Consider the following 17,064-nt stretch of genomic DNA (forward strand, 5'->3'; position numbering starts at 1 on the left):
GAGCAGTGACAGCGCGCGCCACAAGGGCTGACCTGCGGCGCCAGCCCGCCCGGGCCCCGGCGCGCGCGCCGACGATCTGGGCCCGCACCGCCGCGCAGCTCGCCGACCACGCCGCGCAGCGCGGGGCGGACCGCGCCGCGCTGCTCGAGGCCGCGGGGATCCCGGCCGCGGCGCTCGCCGATCCCGACGCCCGCGTCCCGCTCACGGCCTTCTATGCGCTCGTCGAGGCGGCCGCGACGGCCGCCGCCGATCCGCACCTCGGCCTCGACTTCGCCGGGCGATTCCAGCCGGAGCACTTCGACGCCCTCGGCTTCCTCGCCATGAGCAGCCCCACCCTCGGCGAGGCGTTCCACCGGATGCTCCGCTACCAGCAGGTCTGGAACGAGGGCGAGCGCTACACCCTGGAGATCCACGGCGGCGCTGCGCACATCACCTTCGCGCCGTTCGGGCCCGATCGGCCAGCCCACGGCCAGGTGGCGGAGATGTTCGCGTTCGACGTGCTCGTGAACGCCGGACGCATGTGCGGCGACCCGATCCAGGCGGTCGCGGTGCGCTTCCGCCATGCGCCCGCGGGCGATCCGGCCGAGAAGGCGCGGCGGCTCGGCTCGCCGGTGCGCTTCAGGGCGCCGCAGACCGAGCTGGTCCTGCCCGTCGAGGCGCTGGCCCGGCCGCTGCCCCACGCCAACGAGGCGCTCGCCGCCTTCCTCGAGCGCCACGTGCAGGTCATCGCGGCGAGCCTGCCGGGCGCGGCGCCGCCCGCGCTGTCCGACCGCGTGCGAGCGCTCCTCGGCGAGCGGCTGCGCGAGGGGGCCGACCTGGGCGCGCTCGCGGCGCGCCTGCGGATGAGCCCGCGCACGCTCCAGCGCCGCCTCGGCGACGAGGGCACGTCGATCCACGCCCTGCTCGACGAGGTCCGCCGCGGCCGCGCGGCAGCGCTCCTGGAGGCGGACATGGCGATCGGCGAGGTCGCCTACCTGCTCGGCTACTCGGAGCCGAGCGCCTTCCACCGGGCGTTCCGGCGCTGGACCGGCGCGACGCCGGAGGCGTTCCGCGCCCGCGCCAGGGAGGCCGCGCCGCGGTGAGCGGCCTGCGCGAGGCGCCCGTCCCGAGGGCGGCCGGTCGCGCCGCGCGAGCATCGCCGACGGACGAGCCCGCGCCCTGGGCCCGCGAGGGCATCGCGGCCCGGTTACCGCCGCGGAGGCGACAATTGGCACTTGTTCATGCAGCTGACGTTGCGCCCGCACTCCTCGGAGCACTGACCGCGATCGGGCCGGTAGCCGCTCGGCTCGCGCGCCCGGCCCGAGCCGAGCCCCTCGCACCCGAGAACGAAGGACGAGAGGGCTGCGGCGCACAGGCAGGCGCCGAGCCGCGCGCGTCGCGCGCCGCTCCGGGCGCGCGACGCGCGGCACGCAATCAGGACTCGTTCGCTCATGGTGGCGATATCCTGGACCCGCATGCGCCGACCGGTAGCCGTCCACCGGCTCTCGGAGCTCCGTAGCCCGCCCGCTCGGCCGCGCGTCCGGCGAGCCGCATGGCGCGGAGCCTACGTGAAGGCGGGCGAACGGCGACGGCCGAGGCGAGCGCGCGGCGCCCGGCCTCGGCCGTCCAGGAGGGTCACGCTCGCCCGGCGGCGGCCCGCGCCGCCGCCGGGCCCGCGCTCACTCGCCGCCCGCGGGGGCGATCCTGAGCTCGCCCATCACCCTGGTGCTGGCCGTGAGGCTCGCGTCGATGTTCTCGACCGCCTGCGTGATCGCGTTGCTCGCCGGGATGATGCACGCCCCCGCCTTCACGCTGCCGGTGACCGCGCCCTCGAGGTTGCCCGCGGCCGCGACCACGCCCTCGGCGCTGTCGAGGAGCAGCTTGCCCCGCGCCTGGGCGGCGACCAGGAGCCGCGGCAGGTTCGCCCGGAGCGTCGCGACCACCGCCTCGGCGCCCGCCCCGCCCGTGACGGTGACCGCAGGCTCCTTGCAGCTCGCCCTCGCGCTCGCGCTCGCCTCGCAGGAGCCGCTGCACTCCGCGGTCCCCGTGCACTCGGCCTTCGGCGGCTTGAGGTTGGTCTTGCACTTCGGCGCCTCGAACGTGAGGCTGCACTCGCCCGAGCAGTCCGCGTTGCACTCCACCTGCGCGTCGGCCGCGATCTCGCACGATCCGCGGCACTCGCCCGTGCAGGTGCCGTCGCACGCCCCGCGGCAGTCGCCGCCCGCGGTCGTCGCGGAGCACTCGCCGTCGCACGTGCCCTCGCAGGTGCCGTGGCACGTGCCCTCGCAGGTGACGGCCAGGTTGGCCGAGCCCTCGCAGCTGCCCGTGCACGTCCCCTCGCACCGGCCCGAGAGCTCGCCAGGATCGCAGCGCGCGATGATCTCCGCCGGCGTCAGCTGGCAATTGACGTTGGCGCTGCACCTCGCCTCGCAGTTCGCCTGTACGCTCGCGTCGACCGTGCAGCTCGGCGGCTGGAAAGAGAACGACAGATCGGCCGCCGCCTCCCCGATCGCGTCGATGGCGAGCTCGCACCACTGCGTCGCCCGCTCGCTCGGCTTCGTGGCCGTGATCGTCGACGCGTCCTCGCCGAGATCCAGCGCGATCGCCTGACAGGCGCTGGTCACGTCGGCCACGATGGAGCCCGCGGCCCCGGTGAAGTCGGACACGGACTGCATGAAGGCACCGTAATTGAGCTCGGCTTCGCCCTCGAGCCCCCACTGCACCGTGGCGAGATCGGCGCCCGGCGTGAAGTCGCGACAGCAGAGGTCATTCTGCAGCTCAGCGGCCTTGTCACACCCCATCAGCGGAACGACGGAGAGCCCCGCCAGCGCCAGAGGGAATGTCGCGATTCGCCACGTCAGACGGATGTTCATCAGGAAACTCCTTGGTTCTTTGTCGGGAGCGCGTCCGGTGCCGGATCGCCGCGGCTGCGGCGAAACCCCATGAGGGCGGCCGCTCACCGTGATGCTTGGGCGACAGCCGCCGCCGAAGCAGGGCGACAATAACTCATAAACCGACGCGGCTGACAAGGACCATCCTGCGGAATTGTTCCCGCTCTCGGCGTCACCCTAGGGCGAGGCCCGTCAGCACGCCAGCAAGGCATGACGAGATCTGTTGATATGCGACTCGGCGCGGGCACGACGCCTGGATGCGGCCGTCCAGGGGTGCTCTCCGGCGCGCCATGACACGGCACGTCGTGGTTCGCTCATAGCCATCCTCGAATAGCCGTTGCAGAGCTCGGCCGAGCCGTAGGACAATCGCCCCGTGACCACGCTCGGCCCACGGCTCCCCCGGCTCTCGCGGCTCTCTCTCGTCCTCGCCCTGACGGCAGCGTGCAGCGGCTCGTCCGACGACGAGGCCACGGCGGGCCAGGCCGCCGGCGAGCCGCCCGAGATGGCCGGGATCACGGCGGCCCACAACAGGGCGCGCGCCGCGGTCGAACCGCCCTCCGACGATCCGATCCCGGTGCTCACGTGGTCGCCCGAGATCGCCGCGGTGGCCCAGGCCTACGCCGACGGGTGCGTGTTCGGCCATAGCAAGAGCAGCTACGGAGAGAACCTCTACGCCACGAGCGGCGCCGCGGCCTCGCCGGAGGACGTCGTCGCGGCGTGGGTCGACGAGGCCGCCAATTACGACCTCGCGAGCAATTCGTGCAGCTCCACCTGCGGCCATTACACGCAGGTGGTCTGGGCCGACTCCCTGCGGCTCGGCTGCGGGGTCGCCGATTGCTCGGGCGACTCGCCGTTCGGCGGCGGGTCGTGGCAGCTCTGGGTGTGCAACTACGACCCTCCCGGCAACTTCGTCGGCGAGCGCCCCTACTGAGGTCCGCGCAGGCGGTGCAGGCGGTGCAGGCGGTGGTCGACGGCGCGCCGCCCGCGCGTGCTCCCCGCCCCTCGCCCGCTCTGGTATCGCACGAGCGATGGACTTCGGATGGACCCCTGCGCAGCGCGCCGTCCACGACCGCATGCGCGCCCTCGGCGCCGAGGCCGACGCCGCGGCCCCGGACGACCGCATGCGCGTCCTCGCCCGGGGCGGCGCCCTCGGCCTGCCGATCGCCCGCGATCTCGGCGGCGAGGGCCTCGACCTCGTCACGACGGCGCTCGCCTACGAGGGCCTCGGCGCGACGCTGCGCGACGGCGGCGTCCTGCTCGCCGCGGGGGCGCACCTCTTCGGCGTGGCGCTCCTGCTCGCCCGGGTGGGCACGCCCGCGCAGCAGCGCGCGTGGCTGCCGCGGATGGCGACCGGCGAGCGTATGGCCACGGTCGCGGCGACCGAGGCCGGCGCCGGCTCGGACGTCGCGTCGGTCGAGGCCACGGCCGACCGCACCGCCGCGGGCTACCGGCTCACCGGCGAGAAGCGGTACGTGACCTGGGCCGACCGGGCCGACGTGTACTTCGCGATCGCGCGCGACGGCGGCGACGGCGGCGACGGCGGCGCGCCGGCGCGCGGCCTCACGGCGCTGCTCGTCCCCCGCGACGCCGCCGGCGGGGCGGACGCCGCGGGCGCTCCCGCCGCCGCGGAGGGCCGCGGCGCGGCGCGCATCCGCCCGGGCGCCCCGCTCGCGACCGCGGGCCTCCGCGGCGCGCGGCTCGCGCCCGTCTCGTTCGCCGGCTGCGAGGTCGGCCCCGACGCGCTCCTCGGCCGCGCCGGCGCCGGCCTCGCCGTCTTCCAGATCGCGATGACCTACGAGCGCGCGCTGATCCTCGCCTTCCGCCTCGGCGCCATGGAGCGCGCCCTCGGCGAGGCGGTCCGCTTCGCCCGGGAGCGCGCGATCGGCGGCCAGTCGATCGCGCGCCACCAGGCCGTCGCGCACCGCCTCGCGCAGATGAAGCTCCGGCTGGAGACCTCGAGGCTGCTCGTCTACCGCGCCGCCTGGGAGCTCGACCAGGGCCACCGCGGCCAGGCCGAGGCCGCGCTCGCCAAGTGGCACGCGGCGGACTCGGCCTTGCAGTCCGCGCTGGACGATCTCCAGCTCCGCGGCGGCGCCGGCTACCTCGAGGAGAGCGGCCTCCCCTCCGCCGTGGACGACGCGCTGGGCGGCAGCATCCACTCGGGGACGTCCGACGTGCTCGCCACGATCGTCGCGCGCTGGCTCGGCGCCTAGCGCTGCCCGCCCCGCTTCCCGGCGCCTTCGCGCGCCCGGCACTAGCCAACCCCCGCGGACGCCTTTACCAAAGGAGGGCTGCGCGGACCGGCCGAGGGTGCCGGCGCCGCGCCCCGTCCGTCGGCCCCCTCACGCCCAACCAGGAACGATCATGACCGAAGCGACCGACAATCCCCTGCTCTCTCTCGGCTTCGAGATCCCGTTCGATCGCATCCGGAGCGAGCACGTCGAGCCCGCGGTGCGCGCGCTGCTCGCGGACGCCCGCGCCCGGCTCGAGGCGCTCATCGCGGCGCCCGGCCCCCGCACCTACGAGAGCACCCTCGCCGCGCTCGAGGCCGTCACCGAGCGGCTCGACCGCGCCATGAACGTCGTCTCGCACCTCGAGTCGACGTCCACCACGCCCGAGCTGCGCGCCGCCTACAACGCCGTCCAGCCGGAGGTCAGCGAGTTCCTCAGCGGCATCGCCCTCAACGAGGGCGTCTACGGCGCGCTCAAGGCGTTCGCGGCCACGCCCGAGGCCGAGGCGCTCACCGGCCCGCGGCGCCGCTTCTTCAAGAAGACCCTCGACGACTTCCGCCGGAGCGGCGCCGAGCTCGACCCGCCCGGCAAGAAGCGCCTGTCCGAGATCGACGTCGAGCTCGCGACGCTCACCCTGCGCTTCTCGCAGAACGTGCTCGACGCCACGAACGCCTTCGAGTTCGTGGTCGAGGACCCGGCCCGCCTCGCCGGCCTGCCGCCCAGCGCGATCGAGGCCGCCCGCCAGAGCGCCCAGGACAAGGGCCTCAAGGGCTACCGCTTCACGCTCCAGGCGCCGAGCTACATCCCGGTGCTCACGCACCTCGACGACGCCTCGATCCGCGAGCGCTTCTACCGCGCCTACAACACGCGGGCGACCGAGGGCGAGCACGACAACCGCCCGCTCATCCGCCGCATCCTCGAGCTCCGCAGCGAGAAGGCGAAGCTGCTCGGCTACGCGACCTTCGCCGACCTCGTGCTCGAGGACCGCATGGCCAAGACGGGCGCCGAGGCGCGCCGCTTCGTCGCGACGCTGCGGGAGCGCACCGAGCCGGTGTTCGCCCGCGAGAAGGACGAGCTCGCCGCCTTCCGCCGCGAGATCGAGGGCCCGGGCGCGCCGCCGCTCGAGCCGTGGGACGTCTCCTACTACGCCGAGAAGCTGCGCCGCGCCCGCTACGACTTCGACGACGAGGCGCTCCGCCCGTATTTCCCGCTGGATCGCGTCGTCTCCGGTCTGTTCGAGATCGCCCACCGCCTCTACGGCGTGCGCATCGTGCCCTGGCAGGACGCGCCCACGTGGCACCCGAGCGTCCGCGCCTACCGGCTCCTCGAGGCGGACGGCGCCCAGAGCGCCGCGTTCTACCTCGACTTCGCCCCGCGCGAGCAGAAGCGCGACGGCGCCTGGATGCACGGGCTCGTCACGGGCGCGCCGAGCGACGGCGGGCGCGCGGCCGGCGAGGACGCGCGGCACCTCGAGGTCCTGGCCGGCAGCTTCACCCCGCCGGTCGGCGGCCGCCCCGCGCTGCTCAACCACCGCGAGGTCGAGACGCTGTTCCACGAGTTCGGGCACATGATGCACCACGCCTCCAGCCGGGTGCCGATCCGGAGCCTCGCCGGCACCAACGTCGCCTGGGACTTCGTCGAGCTCCCCTCGCAGATCATGGAGAACTGGTGCTGGGAGCGGGAGGCGCTCGATCTCTTCGCGCGCCACCACGAGACGGGCGCGCCCGTCCCCGACGACCTGCTCCAGCGGATGCGCGCCGCCCGCACCTTCCGCGCCGGCGCCGTGACGATGCGGCAGCTCGGCTTCGCCGAGATCGACCTCGCGCTCCACGTGGACTGGACCCCCGAGCGCGGCGACGTCGTCGAGTTCGCGCGCGAGGTCCTCGCCCGCTACTCGCCGGTCCCGCTGCCCGAGGGCTACGCGATGATCGCCGGCTTCTCCCACCTCTTCTCGAGCCCGGTGGGCTACGCCGCCGGCTACTACTCGTACAAGTGGGCCGAGGTGCTGGACGCCGACGCCTTCTCCCGCTTCCAGGAGGAGGGCCTGTTCAGCCGGAAGGTGGGCGACGCGTTCCGGAGCCAGATCCTCGCGCTCGGCGACACGCAGGATCCGATGGATCTCTACAAGAGCTTCCGCGGCCGCGAGCCCACCCTCGACGCCCTGCTCCAGCGCAGCGGCCTCGCCTGAGCCCCCGGGCGGCCCCTCGCGGGGGCCCGCCCGGCGCCGCGCCCTTCACGGCCTCCTCCCAGAGCCCGCGCGCTCGCCTTCTCGACCCTTAACCGGTTCATATCAGCCTCCGTCTGCAGGCGCGGGGCGAGCGGTGCCTGCGGCTGTCGTCCTGGCGCGTCCGAGGCGCGGGCGTGCGGCGGGATGGCAATCCTTGCCGTGCCTCTGGTTTTCAGCGCTGGCAAACTTTGCCAGGGCGGCAACGCTTGCCTCTGCAGGCTGGATCCGTGAGCGAGCTCGATTGGCGCGGCAGCCGCTCGTGCGCCGCGCTCGGCGCGTCTCGCCGCCCATTGTCGCAGGAAATGCCCCTCGCGCGGCGGGGCGGCACGCCGGTTGCGATAGCGCCCTGCCAGCCGCGCTGCCACGGGCGCGGCTCGCCTCACGGAGGCGGGCCGCGCCGGGCCGGCGCGAGGCGGAGCGGGACTAACGCTCCGCCAATCCAAAGGAGATCATCGAATGCGACGTTTACGTTTCATGATGACGACCTCGTGCGCGCTCGCGCTCGCCGCCTGCGCACAGGGGACCAGCACGGACGAGCAGTTCGTTGATGAGGTGGGGCAGGCCCTCGTGAACCCGGCGTCGGTGCTCGGGTTCGAGAGCACCGCAGACTGGACGGCCTCCGGCGGCGTGAAGAGCGCGAGCGCCGATCACTCCGAGGGCACCTCCGCGCTCGCCCTGCGGAACTTCAACTTCGTCGAGCTCCAGTCCGTGCCGCTGACCACCGTGTCGGGCGCGACCTCGACGATCGCCTTCGACCTGAAGCCGCCGGTGTCGCCCGGCTTCGGCAACGCGCAGCTCGTCGTGAACATCCCGTCCCAGGGCGTGCACAGCGTGTGGTTGGGTCAGGTGAACCTCGCCGGGCTGCCCGCGGGCACGTACAGCCCGATCTCGTTCAGCGTGCCGGCGAACGTCGTCAGCGCCCTGAGCAACACCTACAGCGATCTGACGTTCAAGATCGTCCTGAATGTCCCGCAGACGACGACCGATTACGTGGTCGACAACCTACGCTTCGTGGGCGGCGCGCCGGCCGGTCCTTCCAAGGTGGAGCTGCGCGTCTCGAGCGCGGACGAGCGGCTCGTCCTTTACGTGAACGGCCTGCAGCGGAGGATGTTCAACAGCGCCGATCCGAGCATCGGCCAGCGCATCGACGTGAGCGACTGGTTCGGGAGCGGCGACAACGATCTCCGAATCCAGGCCCTCAACACCGGAGGATCGACGAGCTACGGCGTCGAGGTCTGGGTCGACAACCAGCGCGTCGTGAACGCGACGTGCCCCGCGACCCTGTGCAACGGCCAGGAGGTGCGGCAGGGGATCGTGGCGGATCTGACGTACTCCGTGGACACCCCGAACCGGCCCGCGTACCAGCCTGTCACCGTGACGGCGGCGAGCGCGCAGCCCGGCAAGGTGTACGTGAACGACGTTTACACGGGGCGCTCCACGCCGACCACGCTCTCGCTGCCGCCGGGCAACTACACCATCGGCGTCGGGCTCGGCACCCAGTCGCCGCCCCACGACTACACGGGCTCGTATCGGGAGCAGAGCGTGACCGTCGGCGCGTCGCCCATGACCGTCGACGTCACCGCGAACCCGCCGCTCGGGGTCCAGGAGGACACCCGCATCGGGATCCTGCCCATCCGGACCAGCATCAACTACAGCGCGTCGCTCGGCGGAGCGGACCCGTCGAACGTCGGCGTGCTCTCCGAGGACGACATCGAGACGCTCTTGACGCAGGCGAGGGCGACCAGCGCCAGGTGGCTCGAGCCGCTGTCGTACGGGCTCGCCAAGTGGACCGTCGATGTCCTGCCCCCGGTCGAGGACGTGCCGATCTACGAGCCGAACCACGACGGGTGGGACACCGGGCGCTTCCAGAGCGAGCACCCGACCGCGCACCTGCTCTCGGACTACGACATGATCGTGTTCTTCATCCCGCAGCACCGGGCCGACGGATCGCCGGTGGATGACGTGAGCAACCTCGCGTGGGCCTGGGACGACCGGTATCTCGCGATCCCCACCACCTACATCGGCGAAGGGATCGGCGTCCCGAACGCCGGGCTCCTCCACGAGGTGATCCATAACTACGAGGGGTACAACCGCAACGTGCTGCGCTCGTACAACGGGATCCATGGGCTGCACGGCGCCTCGAACCACGGTTATTACGACGGTTCCAACGGCGAGCACGACTTCGTGTACTTCTATCGCCACTTCCTCCGCGGTCAGGTCGCCGAGTTCGAGGCCATGCGGCCCGATCAGGACTGGCCCGCCATCGGGGCGACCTCGGGGAGCCTCTACCTCGGCGTCTTCCCGGTCCTGCGCCACGGCTTCAACGTGCGGTGACGTAGCAGCACGGTCTCTCGGGTCGGGCCCCCGGGCAGGTATCTAAGCGAAGTGTAAGGAGGAGGAGGGGGCCCCGGCGCTCATTCCGCCGGCCGCCCCCTCCGAGGCGCTCACTTCATCGAGAAGTTGCACGCCGAGAGCGACGCCGACCCCACGGTCTGGGTGATCGCCCAGTTGTTGAGCGACCGGATCTGCGCCTGCTCGGTCCTGAAGGCGTACCGGTACGCGAGCTGCACCTCGGCGCCGCCCTTCGGCTGGATGTACACCGAGTACCGCCGCGACGCCGTCTCGACCACCATCCGGACCGTGTACGTCTTCCCGGCCACGTACGGGAACACCGTCGCCGCCTCGTACCTCGAGCCGTTCCGGGCCCGGACGTTGCCCTGCTCGTCGAAGATCACGATCGCCGCGAGCTCGGTCCACTGATCCGCCGCCCCGCTCGACAGCCCGACCACCCCGTCGATCTTCGCCGCGCTCGGCGTCACGTCCCACGTCGCCGAGAAGGTGCCCCACTGCGTCGTCAGCGGCGTGTTCACCCACTCGCCAGCGTCCACGGTCGGGCACGACGGCGCCGGGTCTGGTGTCGTCGGCTCCGGCTGCGTCGGCTCGCTCGGCGTCGTCGGCTCGCTCGGCGTCGTCGTCGTCGTCCCCGAGCCGAACTCGAAGGCGCCGATGTCCATCGCGCCCACGGCCGTCCGCTGCCGCGCGGTGCCGACGGCCTCGATCGCCCCCTTCGGCGGGTGGAAGAGCGGGCTCGCCAGCGGCTTCGGGAACGGGTACCCCGAGATCCCCGAGATCTGGCTCACGCCCTTGTTCAGGAGCAGGCTCGACGACTTCAGCGTCACGTCGCGCCTGTCCAGGCTCGTGAAGCCCGGGTCGTCCACGAACTGCGTATTCGCGAAGGTGGAAGGCACGGCCGTGCCCTTGGGCGCCGCGTTGTTGACGCCCTTGATCACCGGGCTGCCGGTCGCCCACTTCGCGTCGTCGCGGAAGATCTGGACGCTGCCGCCGCCGACGCGGTGGAAGATGTTGTTGTGGAGCTCGATGCTCTCGATGCCGTCGAACAGGTGGATCGCCGCGTTCGACCCCTGCATCAGCAGGAAGGTGTTGTTGACGAACCGGTACCGCCCCTTCGTGTCGCCCGTGCCGTCGCCGCCGACGCGCACCACGTACTGCGTGTGCGTCTTGCGGAAGACGTTGCCGACCACATCGGAGTCCTCCCGCGCGAGCCCCGGATCCTGCCCGTCCGGACCGATCAGCTCGAGGTCCTTGTAGAGCCCGCCTTCGATCCAGTTATAGTAAATCTCGTTCCGCTCCGCGCGGGACTTCACCGCGTTGCCGCCGTTTGTGTCGTGGACGTAGCTGTGCTGCATCCGGAACACGGCGCCGGGATACGCGCTCTCATCCGTGGCCATGTAGATCGAGTGCTTCTGCGTCCCGTTCCCGCATTTGTAGACCTCGACGTACTCCAGCGTCAGCGAGCCCGAGTCGCTGTCGGCGCCGAGGATGCCGTGCGCAGGACAGTCGTGGACCACCGTGTCGCGAATGGTCACTTCGTGACCATGATGGAAAACGCACCGGGTCGTGCCGCCGGTCACATCGAACCCCTCGAGCACGACGTGGTTCGCGTTGAGCTCGATGGTGTTGGTGCCGCCCTTGAGGATGGGGCGCTTCCCGGAGACGCGCTTGCCGCGGATGGTGATCTTCGCGCTGGCCGTGCCCCCCCTCGTGATCCGGATATTGCCCGGGTACGTCACGTTGCCGTCGACCTCCACGATGTCGCCCGGCTTCAGCAGGTTCGCGACGTCGTTGAGGGTCTTGTAGGTGCGCGTAGGGCCGACAAGGAACGTCGTGCCGGCGGCCTGCTCCTCCGTGCCCCAATCCTCCGCGGTCACGTCCTCGTCGAGCGGCGCGCAGCCGGAGCCGACGATCGACATCGCCATCAGCGAGGCGATGAACTTACCGGCAGCAAACGACCGCGACCCAAAGCCTTGAGAAATCGAATGCATGGCTTTTTCTCCCCCGGCGTCGTCGAACCCCTGCGGTGAACAGGACCGTAACGGCCGAAGGCTACAGGGGGCAGAAGCGAAGCCTCCCGCTGTAGACCCTCGCGCCGCGAACCATCGGTGCAGACCATTCAGCACCAGAGGGGCGGATACCGGCGCTCTCGTGAGACAACTTATTCCTGGATTGGAGCAAAGGGTCAAGACGAAATGCTTTCGCAAATCAAACGATCGGCCAATTAGGTCGCACACCTCAGCCGCTTTTCACATCAAGGTTGCAAAAATTCGATGCAAAACTGCAATGCGCAGCTCGTCCGCTGATGTGAGGAATGTGTAGCGATGTGGCCGCTCGTTCGCTCTTTCATGGTCAAAATCCCGCATATTTGTTGGCCAAAACGCACCTACACCGGAAACTCCGTTCGTCCCAACGACCTCTGCCTACCTCTCCCCGCATCTGTCGAGCTCGCGGGCGACGTCCACGCCGCGTCGAGGCGGCGTGCTTCGCCGGAGCGCGCACCGATTCGTCGTCAGCGATGGGCGGAGCGGTGGTCGCGCCGATCACGCTGCGCCCGCATAGGAGCAGCGCCTTTCACGCTTCGAGCCGCTGCCGCGGCGCCTCGAGCGCGCGCGGCGGTGCCACGCGCGCCGGGCGCTCCTCCGCGGTGACGCGGCTTTGCCCAGCGCGCCTCGGCGCGCGTGCAGCGGAGTCATTCGCCCATCGGATCTCCGGGGAGAGCTTCCATTGCGGCGCTCGCGACCTCGAGTGGGCCTCCGCCATTGCGATTCGACGAGGCGCCGTGCGTTCGGCCGGCAGACGCGCCCGTTCCCAGGGGACCCGCGCGCGCTCGCCGATGCGTTCTCGCCGGCGAGATCGCGGCGATCGGGCGGGAGATCGCCGAGAGGCACGAATGAGCGACGTTCGACGGCGGGAGCCGGCGCGCCCGCGCGATCGTCGCGCGCGTCGCGCCGTTCATCGCGCCGCCAGCCACGGGATAGTAAGCCGCCGGCCCCGCGGGGAAACTGAACGGGTTGTCAGGAATACGGAAAAGGATGAATCGGGCTCAGGAGGAGATCTCGTGGCCTTTCAGGAATTCCCGTCTTCCTCCTGGATTCGGGGCGTCTGGCGGGCCGAGCGGGGGCCGGGGCGGGCTCAGCGCCTGCCTTTGAAGCCCATCATCTGCTGCACCACGGCCTCGCTCTCCTCGGCGATCGCGCCTTCCTGGGCCGCGCGATCGGCGCAGTCCTCACAGACCTTCTTCTTCTTGGTTCCGACCTTGATCGTCTTGAGCTCGTCGACCTCGCTGTCGCACTCGCGGCACGTGGGCATCGCCGTCCTTCCTTTCGCCCCGCCAGCATATCGCACCCGCGCCGGGATCGCGCCGCCGCGCTGCGGGGCGCCGGCGGGGCTCGCCCGCCCGATGTTTGGCCCGGACGAGCCGCGCGACCTACGCTCGGCGCCTCACGAGGACCCAGGAGGAACGCATGGATCGCAGGCAGGGCGCGCGCGCACAGGTCGACTTCCCCGTCTCGGCGCTCGTCGACGGCCACAGGCACCGGTGCCGCGCGATCGATCTCTCCCCGACCGGCATGGTCGTCGAGCGCACGCCCGGGCTCGCGGGCCGGGCGCTGCCGGCGGTCACCCCGTTCGAGCTCGACCTCGGGGTCGGCCGCCCCATCCGGCTGCGCGCCCGCCCGGTCTGGGATCGCGACAACCTGCTCGCCGTCCGCTTCGTGGTCATGAGCGACGCCGACCGGCTCACGATCGCCGAGCACCTCGACGAGAGAGCGCGGCGCCGCGAGCCGCTGCACTAGCCGCCCCGCCCCCGACGCAATGCGCGCCTGCAAGGGTGAAATCGCAGGAGTGCAACGCGAGGGAATGCGCCCGGGACATCTATGCGATTTCGCAGCGATTTTTGAGCTTCTCGCCGTGGCATACGAGCTGCTAATTCATAGGTCAGCGTTGCTGGTGCGGCCTCTCCCCCCCCGGGCCCCGGCGACGCTTTTTCTTTTTGTCGCTCGCCGGATCGACGCGCCGCTCGGCGCTCGGTGACGCCTCCGCCCCGCGCCGCTGCGCGAGGGAGCGCGACGCTGCGCGAGGGAGCGTAGGGGAGCGTCGCGCGACGTGGGGAGCGCACGCGCTACGTGCGCGGCTCCCTGCGCCGGCGCGCGGCCGAGATCGACGTCCGCGGCCACTTGGCGGCGGACCGGCGCAGCTCGTCGAGCGCTTGCTCGGGCAGGCGCGCCACGCGCGGCTCGGCGGCGCGCGGCTCGCCAGGGCGGGGCTCGGCGGCGCCCGGCGCCGCGGCGCCCGGCTCGCCGGCGCGGGGCTCGGCGGCGGTCAGCGGCTCGGCGGGGGCGGTCGGACGGGCGCCCAGGTACGGCCAGAGGCTCTCGCGGATGGGCGCCGGCAGCACGTTCTCCAGGTACTCGAGCGCGGTCCCGCGGAGGTGCGCGTCGTCGGCGTGGAGCGCCCGGTAGGCGATCTCGAGCGGCTCGCGCTCGAGGCAGAGCGAGAGCACGCGGAAGACGTGCTCCAGGCTGCGGCTCGTCCGCTCGACGAGCAGGCGCGCGGACAGGGGCGCCTCGGCCGGCGGGGACGCGTTCGGGGGCTGGGCGTCCCACACCCGGCGGTCGATCTCGATCTCCCGCGTCGCCGCCGCGATCACGTCGTCGCGGCGCAGGTGGATCGGCGCGCGCTGCTGGAGCAGGCGCGCGAGCGCCACGCCGGACTGGTAGCGCACCTCGAAGCGCTCGTCGGCGAGGCCGAGCATCAGCCCGTCGGCGGCGCGCTGGGTGGGGCAGGCCTGGAGCACGCGCGGGATGCGGCGCCGGACGGCGAGGCTCACGGCCGGGTCGAGCAGCGCGTCGAGGAGCTGGCCGGTCGCGCGGGGGGCGACGGCGCGGAGCGCGCGGATCGCCTCCGAGATGAGCCCGTCGCGCTCGAGGAGCGGGAGGAGGTGCGGGACCAGCGCGGGGTCGGGCTCGCGGGCGAGCGCCGCGAGCGCCCTGCGGATGCGCTCATGCTCGCCCGAGCGGAGGTCGGCGACCGCCGCGAGCACCGGGTCGGACGAGAGCGCGGCCGAGGCGGAGCGCGCCGAGAGCGGCCCCTCGGCGGTCTTGCGCTCGCCCGCCGGGGCGCGCGGGCCGTCGCCGGGGGCGCCGGCGGAGACCGGCGGCCGGGCGGAGATCGGCGGGCCGACGAAGGAGATGCGCTCGCCGTCGCCGTGGGCGCGGCCGGCGTCGGCCCGGGCGGCCGTCCCCCTCCGGAGGGCGGCGAGCTCGGCGAGCACCTTGTCGCGGCTGAGCGCGTCGACGGTGCCGCTCAGGGTGCGGCGGGTGGTCGCGTCGACGACGTTCGCCGGGTCGAGCGAGACGGCGCCGGAGCGCAGGCTGCCCTCGAGCGCGGCGACGTAGCCCCGGTGGAGCCGCGGCGTGAAGAGCAGGGTGACGCCCGCGGCCGCCGTGCCGAGGCCGATGAGGAGCGGCAGCGACGCGTCCGGCGCGAGCGCGAGCAGGACCATGGCGACGCCGCTGCCGGCCGCGGTGCCGATGCGGTCGAAGCCCACGTCGATGAGGGTCTTGATCGACCGCTTCTGGTCCGGGGGCAGCGGCGTGTAGAGCAGCTCGTAGCCCGACCGGAAGAGGGAGTTCCGGAGCACCGCCTCGGTGGCGCGGACGATGGAGGCGGACCAGAGGCGCGGCGCGACGACGATGGAGAGCGAGCTCGTGAGGACGGCGGCCGGGAGGATGCCGATGGTGGCGGCGAGCCCGAGGCGGTCGAGCGAGAAGGTGGCGGCGAGCGACTGCACGAGGAACGAGAGCAGGCTGACCGAGAGGTGGAAGAGCGCGAAGAACGAGAGCAGCTCGTTGCGGTCGCGCATCGCGTGGGCGGCCTCGGCGCTGAGGGCCACGTCGAAGAGCGCGCCGCTCACGGCGCCGAGCCCGACGAGCAGGGCGAGGTCGCGCAGGTGGGGGCTCTCGCGCAGGGCGCGGAGGCCGGAGGGGCTGGCGGCGGCGGAGGCGGCGCTGGAGCCGGCGGCGGCGGCGCCGGCGTGGTGTTCGGCGTGGCCCTCGGCGCCGGCGGCGGTCGCGCCCGGGAGGCCGGCGCCGAGGAGGTAGGTCGCCAGGGCGGCCAGCCCGCTCAGGCCGGCGAGGGCGAGGAGCATGGTCGGGGCGTCCACGAGGTGGCCGGCGCGCCAGGCGAAGACGCCGCCGATGACGCCGCCGAGCGTGCCGCCGCCGGCGATGCGACCCATGGAGTGGCGGGCGGTGTGGGGGTCGAAGCGCTCGTTGACGAGCGACCAGAAGGCGGAGATGAGGGTCGCGCCGAAGACGGCGACGTGCAGGTAGAAGACCAGGGCGGCGGCGCCGGGCGCGCGCAGGGCGAGGGCCCACTCCAGGCCGAGGAGGACGGAGCTCGCGGCGCAGGTGGCGGGGACGACGCGCGCGGGCGAGAGCTGCAGGAGGGCGCGCGAGAGCAGGAGGACGGCGGCGAACGAGAGCACCGCGCCGGCGGCCATGACCTTGGGGACGTCGGCGGCGCCGAAGGCGGAGAGGAAGAGGGCGTCGCGGGTGGCGCGGCCGGCGACCTGCTGGGCGATCATCGCGCCGGACGCGAGGGCGGCGATGAGGACGGGCCTTGCGCTGTCGGTCTCCCCTTCCACCGGGTTCTTGGGCAGCGGTCCGTTGGGCATCCTAGGCGGGCTCGGCGTCGAGCACGCGGGCGTCGGTCACGATGGTCCCGAGCGGGACGTCGCCGTCGGTGGCGGGCACCTCGGCGATGAGCTGGAAGTCGAAGGCGACGCCGACGGCGTGCGCCGGGGGGCAGAAGCGCGGCAGGGTGCTGTCGTAGTAGCCGGCGCCGTAGCCGATGCGGTGGCCGCGGGCGTCGATCTGGAGGGCGGGGACGACGACGACGTCGAGCGCGGCGGCCTCCTCGTCGGCGGGGTCGGGCTCGCGGAAGCCGAGGCCGCGCTCCTGCATGGCCTCGGGGTCGGCGACGAAGCGGAAGGTCATGGCGCGCGACTCGGGGTCGATGGCGGGGTACGCGACCTGGACGCCGCGGGCGCGGAGGAGCGGGTCGAGCTCGCGGAGGTCGACCTCGTTGCGGTCCTCGATCGGGTAGAAGAGCGCGACGCGCCGGGCGGCGACGACGGCCGGGAGCTCGGCGAGGGCGCGGACGATGCGGCGGGAGCGCTCGAGGATGGCGTCGCGGGGGATGGAGTTGCGGACCGCCCGGGCGCGCTTCCGCAGCTCGGCTTTCGCGCGGTAGCGCAGGGCGGCTTCGGTGTCGGGGTCCATGGCGGGGGTGGGTCCTCCGGGGCGCATCCTAGAGAGGCGGGGCGGGATCGGGGAACCGGTGTGTGAGAAATCGGCGGGGGGTGGAGCTGGGGGGGCGA

The 17,064-nt window shown here is 72.8% G+C and carries 11 protein-coding genes; 6 read left to right on the top strand and 5 right to left on the bottom strand.

Going from position 1 to position 17,064, the window contains the following annotated elements; all coding sequences use genetic code 11:
• The first annotated feature begins 5 nt into the window (after positions 1-5).
• The gene (locus WMF26_RS40270) at positions 6-1,082 is read left to right on the top strand and encodes an AraC family transcriptional regulator ligand-binding domain-containing protein (protein ID WP_437997060.1); all 1,077 of its coding nucleotides are present in this window, start codon (positions 6-8) and stop codon (positions 1,080-1,082) included.
• Positions 1,083-1,658: 576 nt separating this feature from the next.
• On the opposite strand, the gene WMF26_RS40275 is transcribed toward WMF26_RS40270, so the two are convergent.
• Complete coding sequence (locus tag WMF26_RS40275; RefSeq protein WP_437997061.1) at positions 1,659-2,852, bottom strand: hypothetical protein; 1,194 nt, start codon at positions 2,850-2,852, stop codon at positions 1,659-1,661.
• Positions 2,853-3,243: 391 nt separating this feature from the next.
• On the opposite strand from WMF26_RS40275, the gene WMF26_RS40280 reads away from it, so the two are divergent.
• The 4 genes from WMF26_RS40280 (at position 3,244) to WMF26_RS40295 (ending at position 9,662) form a co-directional block, all read left to right on the top strand.
• Entirely contained in the window at positions 3,244-3,801 is a 558-nt protein-coding gene (locus WMF26_RS40280) for a CAP domain-containing protein (RefSeq protein WP_437951422.1), read from the top strand.
• A gap of 97 nt (positions 3,802-3,898) precedes the next feature.
• A complete protein-coding gene (locus WMF26_RS40285) occupies positions 3,899-5,083 on the top strand; it encodes an acyl-CoA dehydrogenase family protein (protein ID WP_437997062.1) in 1,185 nt (394 codons plus the stop codon).
• Between the two features lie 151 nt (positions 5,084-5,234).
• Positions 5,235-7,289 (top strand): M3 family metallopeptidase, encoded by a 2,055-nt coding sequence (locus WMF26_RS40290; RefSeq protein ID WP_437997063.1) that lies wholly within the window; start codon positions 5,235-5,237, stop codon positions 7,287-7,289.
• Between the two features lie 495 nt (positions 7,290-7,784).
• Complete coding sequence (locus WMF26_RS40295; RefSeq protein WP_437997064.1) at positions 7,785-9,662, top strand: PEGA domain-containing protein; 1,878 nt, start codon at positions 7,785-7,787, stop codon at positions 9,660-9,662.
• 110 nt (positions 9,663-9,772) lie between these two features.
• Here WMF26_RS40295 and WMF26_RS40300 read toward each other — a convergent pair whose 3' ends face one another.
• Together WMF26_RS40300 and WMF26_RS40305 are read right to left on the bottom strand one after the other, a co-directional pair.
• Positions 9,773-11,671 carry a right-handed parallel beta-helix repeat-containing protein gene (locus WMF26_RS40300; RefSeq protein WP_437997065.1) on the bottom strand — a complete coding sequence of 633 codons (1,899 nt, stop codon included), beginning with the start codon at positions 11,669-11,671 and terminating at the stop codon, positions 9,773-9,775.
• Positions 11,672-12,815: 1,144 nt separating this feature from the next.
• Positions 12,816-12,992, bottom strand: a complete 177-nt coding sequence (locus WMF26_RS40305; RefSeq protein ID WP_020740062.1) for a hypothetical protein — start codon at positions 12,990-12,992, stop codon at positions 12,816-12,818.
• A gap of 155 nt (positions 12,993-13,147) precedes the next feature.
• Here WMF26_RS40305 and WMF26_RS40310 point away from each other — a divergent pair, with 155 nt between their 5' ends.
• Positions 13,148-13,477: a PilZ domain-containing protein gene (locus WMF26_RS40310; RefSeq protein WP_020740063.1), complete on the top strand. Its 330-nt coding sequence runs from the start codon at positions 13,148-13,150 to the stop codon at positions 13,475-13,477.
• A 326-nt stretch (positions 13,478-13,803) separates the two neighbouring features.
• Here WMF26_RS40310 and WMF26_RS40315 read toward each other — a convergent pair whose 3' ends face one another.
• Both WMF26_RS40315 and WMF26_RS40320 read right to left on the bottom strand, forming a co-directional pair.
• A complete protein-coding gene (locus tag WMF26_RS40315) occupies positions 13,804-16,359 on the bottom strand; it encodes a hypothetical protein (protein ID WP_437997066.1) in 2,556 nt (851 codons plus the stop codon).
• Between the two features lies 1 nt (position 16,360).
• On the bottom strand, positions 16,361-16,966 hold the full coding sequence (locus WMF26_RS40320; protein WP_437997067.1) for a 5-formyltetrahydrofolate cyclo-ligase: 606 nt from the start codon (positions 16,964-16,966) through the stop codon (positions 16,361-16,363).
• Between the last annotated feature and the right edge of the window lie 98 nt (positions 16,967-17,064).

The sequence above is a fragment of the Sorangium sp. So ce185 genome (assembly GCF_051526825.1).
Classification (GTDB): domain Bacteria; phylum Myxococcota_A; class Polyangia; order Polyangiales; family Polyangiaceae; genus Sorangium; species Sorangium cellulosum_D.